The 14,715-nt window shown below is 74.2% G+C and carries 17 protein-coding genes; 6 read left to right on the top strand and 11 right to left on the bottom strand.

Annotated elements, in window-relative coordinates; all coding sequences use genetic code 11:
- Positions 1–86: 86 nt before the first annotated feature.
- Both ACFU74_RS30410 and clpS read right to left on the bottom strand, forming a co-directional pair.
- The gene (locus ACFU74_RS30410; protein WP_380762480.1) at positions 87–665 is read right to left on the bottom strand and encodes a DUF2017 domain-containing protein; all 579 of its coding nucleotides are present in this window, start codon (positions 663–665) and stop codon (positions 87–89) included.
- A 65-nt stretch (positions 666–730) separates the two neighbouring features.
- Positions 731–1,024, bottom strand: a complete 294-nt coding sequence (gene clpS / locus ACFU74_RS30405) for an ATP-dependent Clp protease adapter ClpS (RefSeq protein ID WP_350544761.1) — start codon at positions 1,022–1,024, stop codon at positions 731–733.
- Positions 1,025–1,224: 200 nt separating this feature from the next.
- Here clpS and ACFU74_RS30400 point away from each other — a divergent pair, with 200 nt between their 5' ends.
- Both ACFU74_RS30400 and ACFU74_RS30395 read left to right on the top strand, forming a co-directional pair.
- On the top strand, positions 1,225–2,541 hold the full coding sequence (locus tag ACFU74_RS30400) for a nicotinate phosphoribosyltransferase (RefSeq protein ID WP_380762478.1): 1,317 nt from the start codon (positions 1,225–1,227) through the stop codon (positions 2,539–2,541).
- Positions 2,542–2,759: 218 nt separating this feature from the next.
- Positions 2,760–3,350 (top strand): isochorismatase family protein, encoded by a 591-nt coding sequence (locus ACFU74_RS30395; RefSeq protein WP_380762476.1) that lies wholly within the window; start codon positions 2,760–2,762, stop codon positions 3,348–3,350.
- A 34-nt stretch (positions 3,351–3,384) separates the two neighbouring features.
- On the opposite strand, the gene ACFU74_RS30390 is transcribed toward ACFU74_RS30395, so the two are convergent.
- Entirely contained in the window at positions 3,385–4,413 is a 1,029-nt protein-coding gene (locus ACFU74_RS30390) for a hypothetical protein (protein ID WP_380762474.1), read from the bottom strand.
- 256 nt (positions 4,414–4,669) lie between these two features.
- Between ACFU74_RS30390 and ACFU74_RS30385 the strand changes: the two genes are divergently transcribed.
- Positions 4,670–5,491, top strand: a complete 822-nt coding sequence (locus ACFU74_RS30385) for a hypothetical protein (protein ID WP_380762472.1) — start codon at positions 4,670–4,672, stop codon at positions 5,489–5,491.
- Between the two features lie 551 nt (positions 5,492–6,042).
- Positions 6,043–6,522: an RNA polymerase sigma factor gene (locus tag ACFU74_RS30380; protein WP_380762470.1), complete on the top strand. Its 480-nt coding sequence runs from the start codon at positions 6,043–6,045 to the stop codon at positions 6,520–6,522.
- Positions 6,523–6,532: 10 nt separating this feature from the next.
- Here the strand turns inward: ACFU74_RS30380 and ACFU74_RS30375 are convergent, their stop codons facing one another.
- Together ACFU74_RS30375 and ACFU74_RS30370 are read right to left on the bottom strand one after the other, a co-directional pair.
- Positions 6,533–7,105 carry a DinB family protein gene (locus tag ACFU74_RS30375; RefSeq protein ID WP_380762468.1) on the bottom strand — a complete coding sequence of 191 codons (573 nt, stop codon included), beginning with the start codon at positions 7,103–7,105 and terminating at the stop codon, positions 6,533–6,535.
- Positions 7,102–7,557 (bottom strand): winged helix-turn-helix transcriptional regulator, encoded by a 456-nt coding sequence (locus ACFU74_RS30370; RefSeq protein ID WP_380762466.1) that lies wholly within the window; start codon positions 7,555–7,557, stop codon positions 7,102–7,104. The genes ACFU74_RS30375 and ACFU74_RS30370 overlap by 4 nt, the downstream gene beginning before the upstream one ends.
- Before the next feature lie 148 nt (positions 7,558–7,705).
- On the opposite strand from ACFU74_RS30370, the gene ACFU74_RS30365 reads away from it, so the two are divergent.
- Entirely contained in the window at positions 7,706–8,359 is a 654-nt protein-coding gene (locus ACFU74_RS30365) for an NAD(P)-dependent oxidoreductase (protein ID WP_380762464.1), read from the top strand.
- A gap of 59 nt (positions 8,360–8,418) precedes the next feature.
- Entirely contained in the window at positions 8,419–9,012 is a 594-nt protein-coding gene (locus ACFU74_RS30360) for a GNAT family N-acetyltransferase (protein WP_380762462.1), read from the top strand.
- Here the strand turns inward: ACFU74_RS30360 and mycP are convergent.
- The 6 genes from mycP to ACFU74_RS30330 form a co-directional block, all read right to left on the bottom strand.
- Entirely contained in the window at positions 9,003–10,238 is a 1,236-nt protein-coding gene (gene mycP, locus ACFU74_RS30355) for a type VII secretion-associated serine protease mycosin (RefSeq protein WP_380762460.1), read from the bottom strand. The two genes, ACFU74_RS30360 and mycP, sit on opposite strands and share 10 nt — an antisense overlap.
- A gap of 118 nt (positions 10,239–10,356) precedes the next feature.
- On the bottom strand, positions 10,357–11,886 hold the full coding sequence (locus ACFU74_RS30350) for a hypothetical protein (RefSeq protein WP_380762458.1): 1,530 nt from the start codon (positions 11,884–11,886) through the stop codon (positions 10,357–10,359).
- Positions 11,883–12,335 carry a hypothetical protein gene (locus ACFU74_RS30345; protein ID WP_380762457.1) on the bottom strand — a complete coding sequence of 151 codons (453 nt, stop codon included), beginning with the start codon at positions 12,333–12,335 and terminating at the stop codon, positions 11,883–11,885. Before ACFU74_RS30345 ends, ACFU74_RS30350 begins: the two co-directional genes overlap by 4 nt.
- A 93-nt stretch (positions 12,336–12,428) precedes the next feature.
- Complete coding sequence (locus ACFU74_RS30340; protein ID WP_380762455.1) at positions 12,429–13,145, bottom strand: endonuclease V; 717 nt, start codon at positions 13,143–13,145, stop codon at positions 12,429–12,431.
- Positions 13,146–13,319: 174 nt separating this feature from the next.
- Positions 13,320–14,045, bottom strand: coding sequence for an RDD family protein (locus tag ACFU74_RS30335; protein WP_380762453.1), 726 nt, complete (start codon positions 14,043–14,045; stop codon positions 13,320–13,322).
- A gap of 89 nt (positions 14,046–14,134) precedes the next feature.
- Positions 14,135–14,715, bottom strand: a 581-nt coding sequence (locus ACFU74_RS30330; RefSeq protein WP_380762451.1) for an RDD family protein, incomplete at its 5' end; no start/stop codon positions are given.

Raw genomic sequence — 14,715 nt, 5'->3', positions numbered from 1 at the left:
GGGGTTTCGCCCGTTTTGGACGGACAAGCCCCGGCCGCTCGTCCACCATGCGGACGAGCGGCCGGGGCCTGCCCCGAACGGGACCCTCAGTCGGTGAGCGCCTCCAGCAGCGACTCCTGGAGGGCGCCGAGCCACAGGTAGGCCATCACCAGCGGCTTGCGGTCGTCGGTGTCCGGCAGGTCGTAGAGGCCCTGATCGTCGTCCTCGTCGACCTCCAGGCGCACGCCCAGGGTCAGCCGCAGGTCGTTGAGCGCGCCCAGCCAGCAACGGCACGCGGCGGGGTCCAGGTCGACCTGGCCGCCCTCGCCGCCCAGGCCGTCCAGCGCCCGCACGACGTGCAGCGCGTCCTCGCGCTTGCGCGCCCGCAGGTCCAGTTCGGTGTAGCGGCGGAACTCCCCGGAGGCCTCCCGGGACGCGGCGTCGGCCGGCCCGTCGGGGTCCCCGTAGGCGTCCGGGAAGAGCCGGGCCAGTGCCGGGTCCTCGGGCGCCTCGGTCGGTCCCTCGGCGAACAGCGCCGCCAGCGGGTCGCCGGATCCGTCCCCGCCCGGGCCGGGGCCGATCAGTTCCAGCATCTGCACTTCCAGCGAGCGCAGGATGGAGGCCTCCAGCTCGTCCAGCGCGAGCACCGCGCCCCCGCTGCCGGCACTCTCGAACAACCCAGCCATCGGTATCGGTCAGCCCGTCCTCGTCGGTTCCAGTGGTCCGCGGCCGCGCGTACGGCCGGTCGTGGTCAGTCGTGCTGCAGGGTCGCCCAGAGGCCGTAGCCGTGCATCGCCTGCACGTCGCGCTCCATCTCCTCGCGCGAGCCGCTGGAGACCACCGCCCGGCCCTTGGTGTGCACCTCCATCATCAGCTTCCTGGCCTTCTCCTTCGGATAGCCGAAGTAGGCCTGGAAGACGTACTGGACGTAGCTCATCAGATTGACCGGATCGTTGTGGACGATGGTGACCCACGGGGTGTCCGGCTCCGTCACCGGTACGCCCTCGACCTCCGGGCGCTCGATCTCCACGGGCGCGACACTCACCGCCGGATCCCTCCTGCCGCTCAGTTCGGTTCCGGGTGGCTCCCACCCGGCCGTCACGTGACCTCCACGTGCCCCTCCAGCCCCATGCTGCCATCCGGGGGACCCGCGGGCGATTCCGCCCCCGCCCCGGCGACGCGCGCGGCGGATCACCGGACCGAGAAATCGTCACATTGACGCTAAGGGGTAGTAGCATCATCCTCATGGACGCCACTTCCGTGCCCGCGGCCGGCTCGACCGCGCTGCTCACCGACCGCTACGAGCTCACCATGCTGCAGGCCGCCCTGCGCAGCGGGGCGGCGCACCGCCGCTCCGTCTTCGAGGTGTTCACCCGCCGGCTGCCCGCCGGACGGCGCTACGGCGTGCTGGCCGGCACCGGCCGGGTCCTGGACGCGGTGGAGAACTTCCGCTTCACCTCCGCCCAGCTCGGCTGGCTCGCCGACCAGCGCGTGGTCGACGAGGAGACCCTGCGCTTCCTCGCCGACTACCGGTTCACCGGCGACATCCACGGCTACCCCGAGGGCGAGGTCTACTTCCCCGGCTCGCCGCTGCTCACCGTCGAGGGCAGCTTCGCCGAGGCGGTGATCCTGGAGACGGTGATCCTCTCGATCCTCAACTACGACTCGGCGATCGCCGCCGCGGCCTCCCGGATGACCTCCGCCGCCGGCGGCCGCCCGGTGATCGAGATGGGCGCCCGGCGGGCGCACGAGCGGGCCGCCGTCGCCGCCGCCCGCGCCGCGTACGTGGCCGGCTTCGCCGCCACCTCCGACCTGGAGGCGGGCTTCGCCTACGGCATCCCCACCACCGGGACCGCCGCGCACGCCTTCACCCTCGTCCACGACAGCGAGCGGGACGCCTTCCGGGCCCAGATCGACTCGATGGGCCGGGGCACCACCCTGCTGGTCGACACCTTCGACCTGCGCGAGGCCGTGCAGACCGCCGTCGAGGTGGCCGGCCCCGAACTGGGCGCCGTCCGGATCGACTCCGGCGACCTCACCCTGCTCGCCCACCGGGTCCGCCGCCAGCTCGACGAACTCGGCGCCACCGGGACCAGGATCATCGTCACCTCCGACCTCGACGAGTACGCGATCGCCGCGCTCGCCGCCGCCCCGGTGGACGGCTACGGCGTCGGCACCAGCCTGGTCACCGGCAGCGGCCAGCCGACCTGCGCGATGGTCTACAAGCTGGTCGCCCGCGCCGCCGGACCCGACGGCCCGATGGTCCCGGTCGCCAAGCGCGCGGCCGGCGGCAAGACCAGCATCGGCGGGCGCAAGTGGGCGGCCCGGCGGCCGGACGCGGACGGCGTCGCCGAGGCCGAGGTCGTCGGCACCGGGCCGGTCCCGGACGCCCTGGCACCGCACCTGGTGCAGGTACCGCTGGTCAAGTCCGGCGAGGTGGTCGGCCGGGAGCCGCTGGAGGCCGCGCGCGAGCGGCACGTCCGGGCCCGGGCGGCGCTGCCGCTGTCGGCCACCCAGCTCTCCAAGGGCGACCCGGTACTGGCGACCGAGCTGCACGTGTGACGGCGCCGCGCGGGCCGCGGCCGTTCGTGAACGGTCCGCCGACGGACCGCGGAACCGTTCGCGGACGGGGGAACGGCCGGGCGCACCCCGGGCCTTCCGCCCCCGGATGCCACTGCCTACAGTCGACCGTAGAGTTCCCCCCGTACGGACCGTGAGGCCCCCTCACGTCCCCCTCCCCCGTCCTCCGCAGGACCCCACCAGACCGAGGAATTCCAGCCATGCACCGGGCACTGATCGTCGTCGACGTGCAGAACGACTTCTGCGAGGGCGGCAGCCTGGCCGTCGCCGGCGGGGCCGAGGTGGCCGCCGCGATCACCGACCTCATCGCCGAGTCCGCGCCCGGCTACCGGCACATCCTCGCCACCCGCGACAACCACATCGACCCGGGCGACCACTTCTCCGAGCAGCCCGACTACGTGCACAGCTGGCCGGTGCACTGCGTCGCGGGCACCGAGGGCGTCGGCTTCCACCCCAACTTCGCCCCGTCCGTCACCTCCGGCGCGATCGAGGCGGTCTTCGACAAGGGCGCCTACGCGGCGGCGTACAGCGGCTTCGAGGGCGTGGACGAGAACGACCGGGGACCGGCGCAGTGGCTGCGCGAGCGGCAGGTCACCGAGGTCGACGTGGTCGGCATCGCCACCGACCACTGCGTCAAGGCCACCGCGCTGGACGCGGTGCGGGCCGGGTTCACCACCCGGGTGCTGCTCGACCTGACCGCCGGGGTGGCCGCGCCGACCACCGCCGCGGCGCTGGACGAGCTGCGGGCGGCCGGGGTGGAGCTGGTCGGCACGCCGGTCGTCGGGGGCTGAGCCCGCGCGGCGGCGGTCGCGGCCGCGGGCCCGTTCAGTGCCCGCCGACCGTCAGCTCCACCACGTCGGTCCCGCCGAGCCGGAACGCCTCCCGCAGCTCGGCGCCGACCGCGTCCGCGTCCGCGTCCAGCCGGGTGCCGCAGACGTACACCACCCGCACCCCCAGGTACTCCATCCGGTGCTGGCCGCCGCGCACCCAGGCCGCCTCGCCCTCGCTGGCGCAGCGCAGCTCCGAGTCGACCTCGACCGCGACGCCCGCCTCCGGCCAGTAGAGGTCCGGCACGGCCACATAGGTGCCGCCGCGCATCCGCAGCTCCGGGCCGGCCAGCGGGACGGGCAGCAGCCACTCGTCCACCAGCTCGCCGACCCGCTCCAGCGTCCGGTCCCGCTCGGCCGCCAGCAGGCCGTCCAGCACGGCCCGCACCCGGAGGTCGGCGACCAGTCCCGACTCGGCCAGCTCCGCGGCCAGCTCCCGCACCGAACAGCGCAGCTCGGGGCGGCGGACGGCCTCGCAGAGCACCTCGCGCACCGGCGCCGCCCCGCCCGCTCCCCCGCACGCCGGGTCGCCGGACGTCCACTCGCGCAGCGCGTCGGCCACCGCCCTGGCCGCCGGTGCACAGGCCAGCCCGTGCACCGAGTGCGCCACCAACTCCCGTTCGGTGCGCCTGATCCGCACCTCGCCGGCGTCCTTCAGCCGCCGCTGGCGGGGCACCAGCACGTCCACCCCGGTGACGGCGGGCAGCCGGGGCACCGCGGCGAAGCCGTACAGCGCGAGCGCGGCCGTGCCGGTGATCACCGCCCCCGCGCGGCCGCCCTCCTCTCGGCCGTTCTGCGCCGCGTACAGCAGCGCCGCCCACATCCGCTGCTCCGGCGAGGGGTCGCCGGACTGCAGCAGGTAGACCCGGGGCAGCAGCCGCTGCCAGGGGCCGCCGCGGCGGCAGTGCTCGCTGATGATCCGGGCCGGCACACCCCGGGCGCGCAGCTGGCCGGCGGTGAGGACGTTCTGCTGACGGCGCGCCAGTTCCTCCAGGGACGGCGGCGGCATGGGAATCCGGTAGCTCATGCCGACACCATCCCCAACGCCCCGGAGCCGGTCGCGGCCGCCTGACGCACTGTTACCCAACCGTCGTGAAACCGGGACCAGGCCGCACTAAAGTCCTCATACCCTCACCCATTCGGAGGAATGGGTGATCAGATGGTTGTCATACTTGATCATCCTCGATCAGCCACCAGGCCCTCTGACCCTGCGTGATCAAGCACATACGGCGAAGTCACCTCCGGACGTCACTCCAGCCCGCCGGATTGCCTACCCTTAGTACATGTCACGTGACGAGACCGCCGGCCTCCGGGCGGCCCAGCTCCGCCTCGGACGCCTGCCCGGATACGTCCGCCGGCCGGACCCGGCCCGCCGCAGCGGCGCACAGGGCCATACCTACAAGAAGGGTTGGGAGGTCCGCTTCACCGCACGCAGCGAGGCGGAGATAGCAGAGATCCGCGACCTGGTGGTCGCCGCCGGGTTCGCCCCCGCCCGCCCCTTCTTCAAGGGCCACCAGCTGATCCAGCCCGTCTACGGGATGGCCGCCGTCCAGGCGTACCTGGCGGCTAGACAGGCGGCCGAGGAGCACGCGGCGCGCACCGCCCACGGCCGGGCCCGGCGGGGCTCCGAGGCGGCCCGCGTGCGGTCCGCCGCCAAGGCCGCGCGCGAGGCCGTCCACGAAAGCGCCCACGACTCGGCCGACGACCCGGCCCGCGACTCGGCCCGCGACTCGGCCCGCGAGGAACAGGAGACCCAACAGGCCCAGCAGAACCAGGAGATCCAGCAGGCCCGGACGGCCCCGTCCGTCCCATCGGTCCCGCCGCTCCCCTCGGCCCCGGCGATCCCGGCGAGCCGACAGGACGGCGGGCGCGCGGGCGTGGAACACGCGACCGCGGAGCCCGGGGCCGACACCCGGGGGCGGGAGCACCAGCGGGAGCGGCTGACGGCCGCCACGGAGGCGGCCGGGGCCGCCGGGGCCGCGGCTGCGGCGGCCGCACGGCTCGCCCGCCGGCGGGTGGTCGAGGCGTTCCCCGCCCAACTCGCCCGGGCCACCGCGCCGGACGACCGGGTCGCCTCGCCGGAGGGCCACCGCGGCACCTCCTGACTGTTCGTCAACCTTCAGCTCGTACACGGCGATCCACCGTCGAAGGGCCGGGCACGCGGGATGCGTGCGACGGGGCCGGCCCATCACTCGACCCCCTCGCCGAGGGCGCCGCGACGGGCCCCGCCCGGGGCATCGCCGCAGCCCGGAACGGTCCACCGCGACCCGTCCGGCGCGCGGACGGTGGTGCGACCGGTGGTGCGGGCGCGGCTTCGCGCCGCAGGCGTGGACGAGAACCGCCGGACCGCCTACGGTGGCACATCACACCCTCTGCGGTGGCGTGCCGGCCGGCCGCCGCCACCGGCCGTGTCACCCCGCTGACCGGCCACGAAGCTCCGCACCCACGCCTCTGACACCACTGCGCACCACTCCCCGCCCGTCCGCCACCGCCGCACCGCCCGCCGATCCCCACCCGGCCACCGCCGGAACCGGCCGCGCGGCGGCGCCTTCCGGGCAATCCAGCCGATTGGTAACCCAGCGCACCGAGCGCCTACCGTAGAGTGAGCACAGATGATCGACCGTCAGAAGCCCATCTCACTTGCCGAGAAGCCGAGATGACCCAACGTCATGACAGCACCGCCGAGCCACCCCCGGGGCCCGGCGAACCCGCCGTACCGCTGGAGTTCGCGGCGTTCTGCGAGCTGCACCGACCGCGGTACCTCAGCTATGCCCGGGTCTGGCTGCCCGACCCGGACCGCGCGGCCGGCGCCGTCCAACAGGCCTTCGCGGAAATCGCCGTCCAGTGGCGCGAGTTGCTGGGAAGCTCCAACCCCACCGCACACGCCTGGCAGATCCTGCGCGACACCGTCGGCGACCACACCCGGCACAGCGGCCCGTCCTCCGACCGCCCCGGCGCCCAGGAGCGTCCCGACCCCCAGGACCGTCCCGGCCGGCCCGCCGACGACGACCTCGCCATCCTGCACTACGTCGTCGGCCTCGCCGCCCCGGAGATCGCCGACGTCATCGGCACCGACACCGCCAGCGTGGCCGGGCGGCTGCGCCGCACCATGCTGCGCGAGGCCTCCGGCTGGTGAACCCCGGGCCTCAGACCCGCTCACCCGTGACGTCGTACAGGTGGTGGACCGGATCGTGGACCAGGTAGCGGGAGAACGACTCCACCGTGAAGCGCGCCCCGTCGCTGCGATTGCCGGTGCGGCCCCACTGCGCGTCCGACACCCCCTCGAACGCCGCAGCCAGCACCTCCGCCGCCCGCACCAGCTCCCCCGCCACCACGGCCGGCCGCTGCTCGCCGTACCGCTCGGCGACGGCCGTCCCGTCCTGGTCCCAGTTGGCGAACAGCGGGTCGTCCTGGTCCAGCATCAGCTTCAGCCGGACGTCGAACAGCCGGAACACGTCCCTGACGTGGCACGCGTACTCGAGGTCCGACCAGATCTCCGGACGCGGCCGACGGCGCAGCGCCTCCGGCTCCCCGGCCAGCACCCCCTCCCAGGCCGCCGCGTTGGCCCGGATCATGCCCGCCACGTCCTCCCGCCCGACCGCGCCGGCATCCAGCCCGCAGTCCGCGCAGGGGCGCTCCAGCACCCACGTCCAGTCCTTGGTGTCGGGAACGATCGCGTCCTCGCCGGCCGTACCGCCGCTGTGTTCGGAAGTGCTCATGCGCCCAGAATGGCCGCGCCCCCACCCCTCCCACCAGCGGCGCCGCCGCCAGCGGCCACCGAATTCCTGCCACCCTCGGCATCCTCGGCAGCCCGGCGGGCGGCGAGCAGGTCGGCCAGGTTGGCCCGGCTCCAGTCGCACACCGCGTCCATCGGCCCCAGCAGCGTCCGCCCGAGCGGCGTCAACGCGTACTCCACCCTCGGGGGGTTCTCCGCGTACTCCGTTCGACTGACAACGCCGTCCTGCTCCATCGACCGCAGCGACTCGGCCAACACCTTCGCCGTGATCCCCACCAGCGGCACCCGCAGCTCCGAGAACCGGCGCGGGCCCTCCTCCAGGCAGCGCACGATCTTCCACGCCCACTTCCTGCCGCCCAGCACGGGAAGCCGCTGCACCGAGCAGTCCGGGTCGAAGAAGTCCGACGGCAGCGGCGCGGGCACGGTCCGAGTCATGCACCCGACGGTAACCGAACGGGCGTGCGCCCCGGTACCGTTGAAGTAACCGGCACCCCCCGTTCTACCGTCGTGGCCACACGGCGGGCGGCGACGAACGCGCCCGCCCTGCCCTGCTGTCGCGCCCGACGAACGGACGGAGACCCCCGTGCACCCCACCACCCCCACCGATGTGATCGTGTTCGGCGCCGGCGGCCAGGTCGGCCGCGCCGTGATCGCCGAAGCCCGCCGACGCGGCCTGACCGTCACCGCCGCCGTCCGCGCCCCCGAACGGCACGCCGACCTGACCGGCCCCGGGACCACCGTGGTCCGCTGCGACGTCACCGACCCCGCCGCCGTCGCCGGCGCCGCCCACGGGCACGCCGCCGCCGTCAGCACCGTCTACGCGCCCGACGTCCCCGCCGTCGACTTCTACCCCGCCGCCGTCCGCGCGCTGGTCGCCGGCCTCGGCACCGCCGACGTGCGGCGGCTCGTCCACGTCGGTATCGCCACCACCCTGGAGACCGCCCCCGGCGTCGCCGTCCACGACGACCCCGCCTTCCCCGAGGCGTACCGCGCCTTCTCGCTCGGCCACGCCGCCGCCCTCGACCTCCTCCGGGACTCCCCCGCCACCCTTGACTGGGTCGTCGTCACCCCGCCCCTGGACCTCGACCGCACCGCCCCCGGCACCGGCCGCTACCGCACGGGCGGTCCACAGGTCCTCGGCGCGCGGATCGCCCAGGCCGACCTCGCCGCCGCCGTCACCGACCAGCTCGCCGGCCCGGCCACCCGTCACCGGGAGCAGATCGCCGTCGCCGAGTGATCCGCACGGTGGGCGAAATCGCTGGCGGGAACGGAGCGCTCCGGTCCATCCTGACGGGCATGCCGACCTCCGCCCCTGGTCCTCACGCCGCCTTCGACCCCGGCGCGCTCGCCCTCAAGCCGACCCTGCCCGGCACCACCGTCACCCTCGTCCCGCTCTGCGCCCGGCACGCCGACCCCATGTGGCGGTTCACCGACGACGAGGAGACCAACCGCCTCACCGGCACCCGGCGGACCTTCACCGAGGACGAGATCCGCGACTGGTGCACCACCCGCCCCGAGCAGCCCGACCGGCTCGACCTCGCCGTCGAGGACCGCGCCACCGGCGGCTTCCTCGGCGAACTCGCGCTCAACGACGTCGACCCCGACAACGCCTCCGCCCACTACCGGATCGCCCTCACCCCCGGCAGCACCGGCCGCGGCATCGGCACCGAGGCCACCGTCCTGCTGCTGCGCCACGCTTTCGAGACGGTCCGCCTCCACCGCGTCCAACTGGAGGTCTACGCCTACAACCCCCGCGCCGCCCGCGCCTACGAGAAGGCCGGCTTCGTCCACGAGGGCCGCGCCCGCCAGGCCCACCACTGGGCCGGCGAGTACCACGACGTCCTCCAGATGGCCGCCCTGCGCCCCGAGTGGCTCGCCGCTCACCCCTGAGAGGGCGGCCACTGCTGCTGCGGATACCCCTGGTACGCCGCAGCGGCAGCGGCGGCGGCCCGCTCACGCCGGCGCCTCCCGCGCACCACCAGCAGCACCGTCACCACGACGCCCACCAGCACCACCACCGCGACCACCGCGGTCCCCGCCAGCACCCACTGGACGCCGCGGTTCGGCCCACTCGCCGGCGGCACCGCCACCGGCGACCCCCAGTCCTCCTCCTCGGTCGGCACCGGCGTCGGGCTCACACCCCCCTGCGCCTCCGCCCGCCCGGCCAACGGATTCTCCCGCGGCCCCCCGTCCACCGCCGGATTCGCCTCCAGGGCCTTCGCCGGCGACAACACCCCGTACCCGTACCGCTCACTCGGCACCGCCGACCCGTCGGAGGGCGGCGTGGCGGACTTGATCATCCGGTTGATGACCTGCCCGGCGGAGAGCTCCGGGTACTTCGCCCGGATCAACGCGGCGGTGGCGGAGACGTAGGCGGTGGCGTCGGAGGTGCCGTTGGCGATGCCGTGCGAACTCGTCGACTTGGCACCCGCCCGGGGAATCTCCGCACCCGGCGCCACCAGGGTGGTCTCGGGACCGGAACTTGATTTGCTCCAGATCAGCCCGTTCCGGTCCACCGCGCCGACCGCCACTACCCCGGGGAAGGCCGCCGGATACTCGACGGGCCCGCCTTTGTCGCCGTCGTTGCCCGTACCTGCGACTAGGACCACATCCTTTCCCAGCGCGTACTTGACCGCCGCACGCTCATCGGGATCCTCACCGGAGCGACCGCTGAAGGACATGTTGACGACCTTCGCGCCGTGGTCAACTGCGTAGCGGATCGCCTTCGCGACCTGTGACTGGGACGAGGGCCGGTCTTCCCCGAACGGGATCCGGATCGGGAGGATCTTGGCCTTTGGTGCCAGACCCATGATGCCGGTGCCGGCGCCGTGGCCGTGGCCGGCGATGAGGCTCGCCATCCCTGTCCCGTGGCCACCGGTGTCCACCCTGCCGTCGGTGTTCTCTCCAGTGAAGTCCGCCCCGGCCAGCACCTGACCCGTCAGGTCCTGATGGTCTTTCAACACACCGCTGTCGATCACGGCGACCGTGACGCCCTCGCCCTGGGAGACCGGCCAGATCGAGGACTCCGCACCATACGTGGCAAGCGGCCATTGCCCGCTCTCGGCGCGAGCGGTCCCCATGCCCGCAGTCACCAGCAGTCCGCCCGCCAGCAGCACAGCCGCCCCGCGGCTCAGACGCCAGCTTCTCAAGTCCCGCCACCCCACTCAGAGGCCGCCCCCGCTCCGGAGAGCCGAGGGGCAACCGATCGATCGGCCCGGCCGAAATGGCCGGGCGTCATTCCACCACGTTCGGATTGACCGGGTCGTCCGACGCCCAGGTCTCCTCGTCCTCAACGAGGTAGTCCGGCCGCCCTCGCCTCTTCTCGTCGTCCTTCCTGCCTCGGTCTGCGCTGCCGAAGGGGAACATGGGGGCCTGAGTCATCGGGCTGCCCGTCCCGGTCTCCGGCCGGATCCGGCCGCGCACTCCCAGTCCCGAACCGCCCTCGGTGAACGCCTGCCGGCCGCCACCGCTCTTGCCGGACTGGTCGCCGACCCCGACAACCGTGCCACCGGCTCGGCCGGCCACCCCCTCGACGGCCCCTCTCCCCCGAGTGGGACCGGCGGCGACGGCTCCCCCGCCGCTCGCCCCCGGCAGGCCCTCGGCGCCGAACAACGCGCCGCTGCGGCCGGCTCCGGCCCTGCCCGGCGCCCCGTCACCACCACGCCCGGCTACCGAACCGGATTGCCCGTTCCACCCGGCCCTCGGTGCGGATGCCTGCCTGTCGGGGGACCCGAAGGCCTGCGGAATCCCACTCGGGTGAGATGTCCCTCCCCCGCTACTGCTCTGGGGAGCGATGGGCGAAGCGCCGGGGCTGCTGGGCAGGGGGTGGCTTCCTCCGTTCCCCGGCGAGTTGAGGATCGACGTACCGCCCCCACCTGGCGTCGACGGCGCGGGTGCAACGGCAGCACCGTCCACGACGGTTCCGGCGCCGAAACTCACCGGAGTGGCTTTGGGCGGCGGCATGGGGACCCCGCCCTTGACGCCGGGGTCGGAGGGCGCCGACGGTGCCTTCGAGAATGCCTGGCCTGCCCCCTGAGAGTTTGATCGTGCGGTGCCACCCGTCCGAGGATCCGCAATTGACGCTTCCCTGGGACGAGACACCGGCGCCGTACCCACACCACCGTTTCCGAGACCGACACCGCTCAGGAAGCCGCCCACGGCCGCGTAGCCGCCCGCTCCCGCATCCCCCGCCGGGGACTCGCTGTAGTCGTCGATCGGGTTGTCGCCGCCCGGCTTCGACTTTCCCGGCGCCCCCGGGGGTGGTGGGGGCTTCAGCATCGGGCCGGCGGTGCGGTAGTGCATGGCGAGGGTCTGCAGGACGGTGGCGGCTTCGGCCTTCTTCTGGTTGGCGACGTCCGTGCGGGCGTCCTCGTCGTCGGCGCCGAAGAGGGAGGAGAAGGTGTCGCCGACGCCGTCCTTGAACTGCGCCCAGCCGCTGGGCTCCTCGGGCATGTCGCGCTTGGCCTTGGCCATGGCCTCGGAGATCGCCTTGAGGGTGATGGCCGCGTCGTTGGCGTAGGAGGCGGTGGTGTTGATGGTGGTGGCGAGGTGGAGCATGCGGGTGTGGAAGGCGTCGCTGGTGCTGCCCTCCCACGAGGTGGCGGCCTCGGTGCTGGCGCGGGTGAGGGTGGCGCGGATGGCCTTGAGGGTGTCGGCGGCGCGGCGCCAGGGGTCGGCGGCGGCCATCACCTCGCCGGGGTTGAGCGCCTGGACCATCTGGCGGAGTTCGGCGTGGCTGTAGCTGCTGAAGTCGGTGTACTTCATCGGACGCCCTTCCCGTCGTCGTGCCGGGCCGGGGCGGTGGTCCGGGCGTAGGCGGCGGTGCTGGTGGCGGAGGGGTCGGCCACGGACCAGCCGTCGTCGCCGAGCTTCAGCTTGGTCTTGGTGCGGTGTTCCTGCTCCTCGTAGTTGGTCGCGGTGAGTTCGGCCTTCTTCTGGGCCTCGTCGACGGCGGCCTGGAGCTGGTTGAGCACGTCGCGCAGGCCGTCCCGCATGGTCTGGTAGCGGCCGTGCAGGTCGTTGGCCTCGGCGAAGGTGCCGAGCGAGCTGCGGCCGATGCCGCTGCGGCCGTGGGTCGCGTTGCCGTCGGCGTGGTGCTGGAACTCGGCGAGCAGCAGCCGCACTTGGGCGGCGAACGCGCGCAGCTGCTCGACCTCGACGCGGTAGCCGCGTCCCGCCCCGCCGGTCGATCCCGTTCCGTTCCCCGTTGCCACGTTCGGCGCCTCCCCCGTGCGTCCGGCCGGTGTCTAGTTGACGGTTCCGCTGAGTGAGTCATGTCTAACACACGGCCCGCTCCTGGTGTGCCGTCAGTTCACGTCCGATGCAGCGCTCGTGGCGCCGAGGGCACGGCGGCAGAGCGAGTCGGCGTGCCGGGTGGTCTCGGGGAGGCGGTAGCGGGGGGTGAGGCGGATGGTGGCCTCGACGGCCTCGGCGAGGCCGATCCGGTGGCCGACGGAGACGAACACGGGTTTGACGCCGGGCCGGGTGCGCAGGGCGCGGCCGACCTCCTCGCCGGTGGCCGGGTCGGTGAGCGGGGCCGTGTCGCCGCGGGCGGGGCCCGGTTCGCGGTGGTCGAAGGTGAACGGGGTCTTGGCGACGCCGAGGGTGCGCAGGCCGGTGAGGACGCCGAGGTGGCTGGCGAGGCCGAGGCGGCGCGGGTGGGCGAGGCCGTAGCCGTCGCAGACGACGGTGCCGGGGCGGTGGGTGAGCGCGGCGAGGGCGTCGAGGACGGCGGGGAGTTCACGGAAGGCGAGCAGGCCGGGGATGTAGGGGAAGGCGACGCGGCCGGTGGCGGTGGCCTCCTCGACGACGGCGAGGGTGGCGCGGTCGAGGACCACGGCGGCCGCGACGACGAGGTCGCGGGCGTCGTCGTAGGCGACGTCGACACCGGCGATCAGCCGGTCGTCGCCGTCCGGGCCGGCGGTGGTGCCGATGGCGCCGGCCGCCCGGACGAGCGGGCGCAGGCGTTCCTGTTCGGCGAGCGCCTGGGCCTCGGTGGTGGGCCAGTCGGCGGGGATGGGCACGGCGGTTCCCCCTGGGTGGGCGCGGCGGTGGTGCGGTCGCGCCCACGGTACCGAGCGGGACCGACGGCCCCGGGTGCGGCGTCCGCCCTCCGCGCCCCGGGCGCGGCCGACCGGCGCGCGGGGCGTCCCGCGCGCCGGTCGGTGAACACGGGCAGGGCCCGGCCCGGAACCGGTTCAGGCGGTGGAGACCACCACCGTCTTCGCGGCCTTGTCGTGGATGCACTGGCGGTAGGGCCGGTCGAAGACGCCGAACAGGCCGTCGATGAGCCACCAGAGCGCGGCGCAGCAGATCAGGGCGGGCAGGACGAAGACCGCCGCCCTGGTCCAGGCGGCCGACTGGGTCGGGGAGTTGCCGTCGACCAGCATGGCGACCCGGATCTTCATGGCCTTCTTGCCGAGGGTCTGTCCGTCCCGGCCGAGCATCACGCCCTCGTAGACGAGGTAGAGCAGGCAGGCGAGCCAGAAGGCGGTGGCCGAGCCGGAGCGGTCGGAGAGGCTGGCGAACGGCAGGACCACGAGCAGGGCGACGATCTGCACCAGCAGGTAGTCGATCAGCCGGGCGAGGATCCGGTTGGGCCAGCTGCCGAGCGGGGGCATGCCGGGGACGGGGCCGGCGCCGGGCGTGCCGTGGCCGGCGGGGCCGTAGCCAGGCGGGGGCTGGTCGTACGGCGATCCGCCGTAGGGGTTCTGGCCGTGGGGCGGGCCCGCGGGAGAGCCGCCGTAGGTGCCGCCGTACGCGCCGGGGCCGCCGTCGGGCGGCGGGTTGGCGGAGGACGGGGTGCCGTACGGGTCCGACGGCGTACCTTCCGGCGTGCCGCCGCCCGACTGCGGGGGCTGCTTGCCGAAGGAGGGCTTGCCGCCCCCCTCCGGCTCAGGGCCTGAGGGGTCGTAGGTGCTCATTCCCCGAGTAGAACATCACACATTGTACGAACTTGGGATATTGACTCCGTTTTGTCCGACAGGGCCACGGACGGGAGAGCGGTGGAGCCTCAGTGCCGGACGACCCGGGTGCGGGCCGCCCGGTCGTGCCAGCCGCGCCGGGCCGACCGGTCGAACAGCGGCCAGAGCAGGCCGACCACCAGCAGCGTCGAGGCCTGCCGGACCAGCCAGCGGACCAGGGAGCGGCCGATCCCCGGACGGACCGGGGCGCCGGCCGCCGCCGTCCGGGCCACCGCGACCACCCGGATCCGGGCGAGCCGCTTGCCGAAGGTCTGGCCGGTGCGGGCGGTCGGCAGGACCTCGTAGAGCAGGCCCACGAACAGCAGGATGCCGAGCAGCACGGCGGCCTTGCCGAGCACCGTGCCGTCGACCAGCCAGACGTCGATCTGGCGGCGGGTGAGCCGGCTGGCCATCCGGGCCTGGTCGAGCTTGCGCTGGAGGTGGGCCTCGACCGAGCGGCCGAGGGGGACGCCCGCGGCAACGGCGACCACGGCCAGTACGGCGGTGTCGACCATCCGGGCGGCGAGCCGACGGCCGAGCCCGGCGGGCTGCGCCGGCGGCGGGGCGGGGCGGCGGCGCGCGGTGGGGGACGCCGGCCGGACGGTGGCGGTGCGCCGGGCGACGGCGGGGG

This window comes from Kitasatospora sp. NPDC057500, from assembly GCF_042802195.1.
In the GTDB taxonomy this organism is placed as follows: Bacteria; Actinomycetota; Actinomycetes; order Streptomycetales; family Streptomycetaceae; genus Kitasatospora.
Note: the sequence above shows the minus strand (reverse complement) of the source record. Positions and strands in the feature narration are given on the sequence as shown.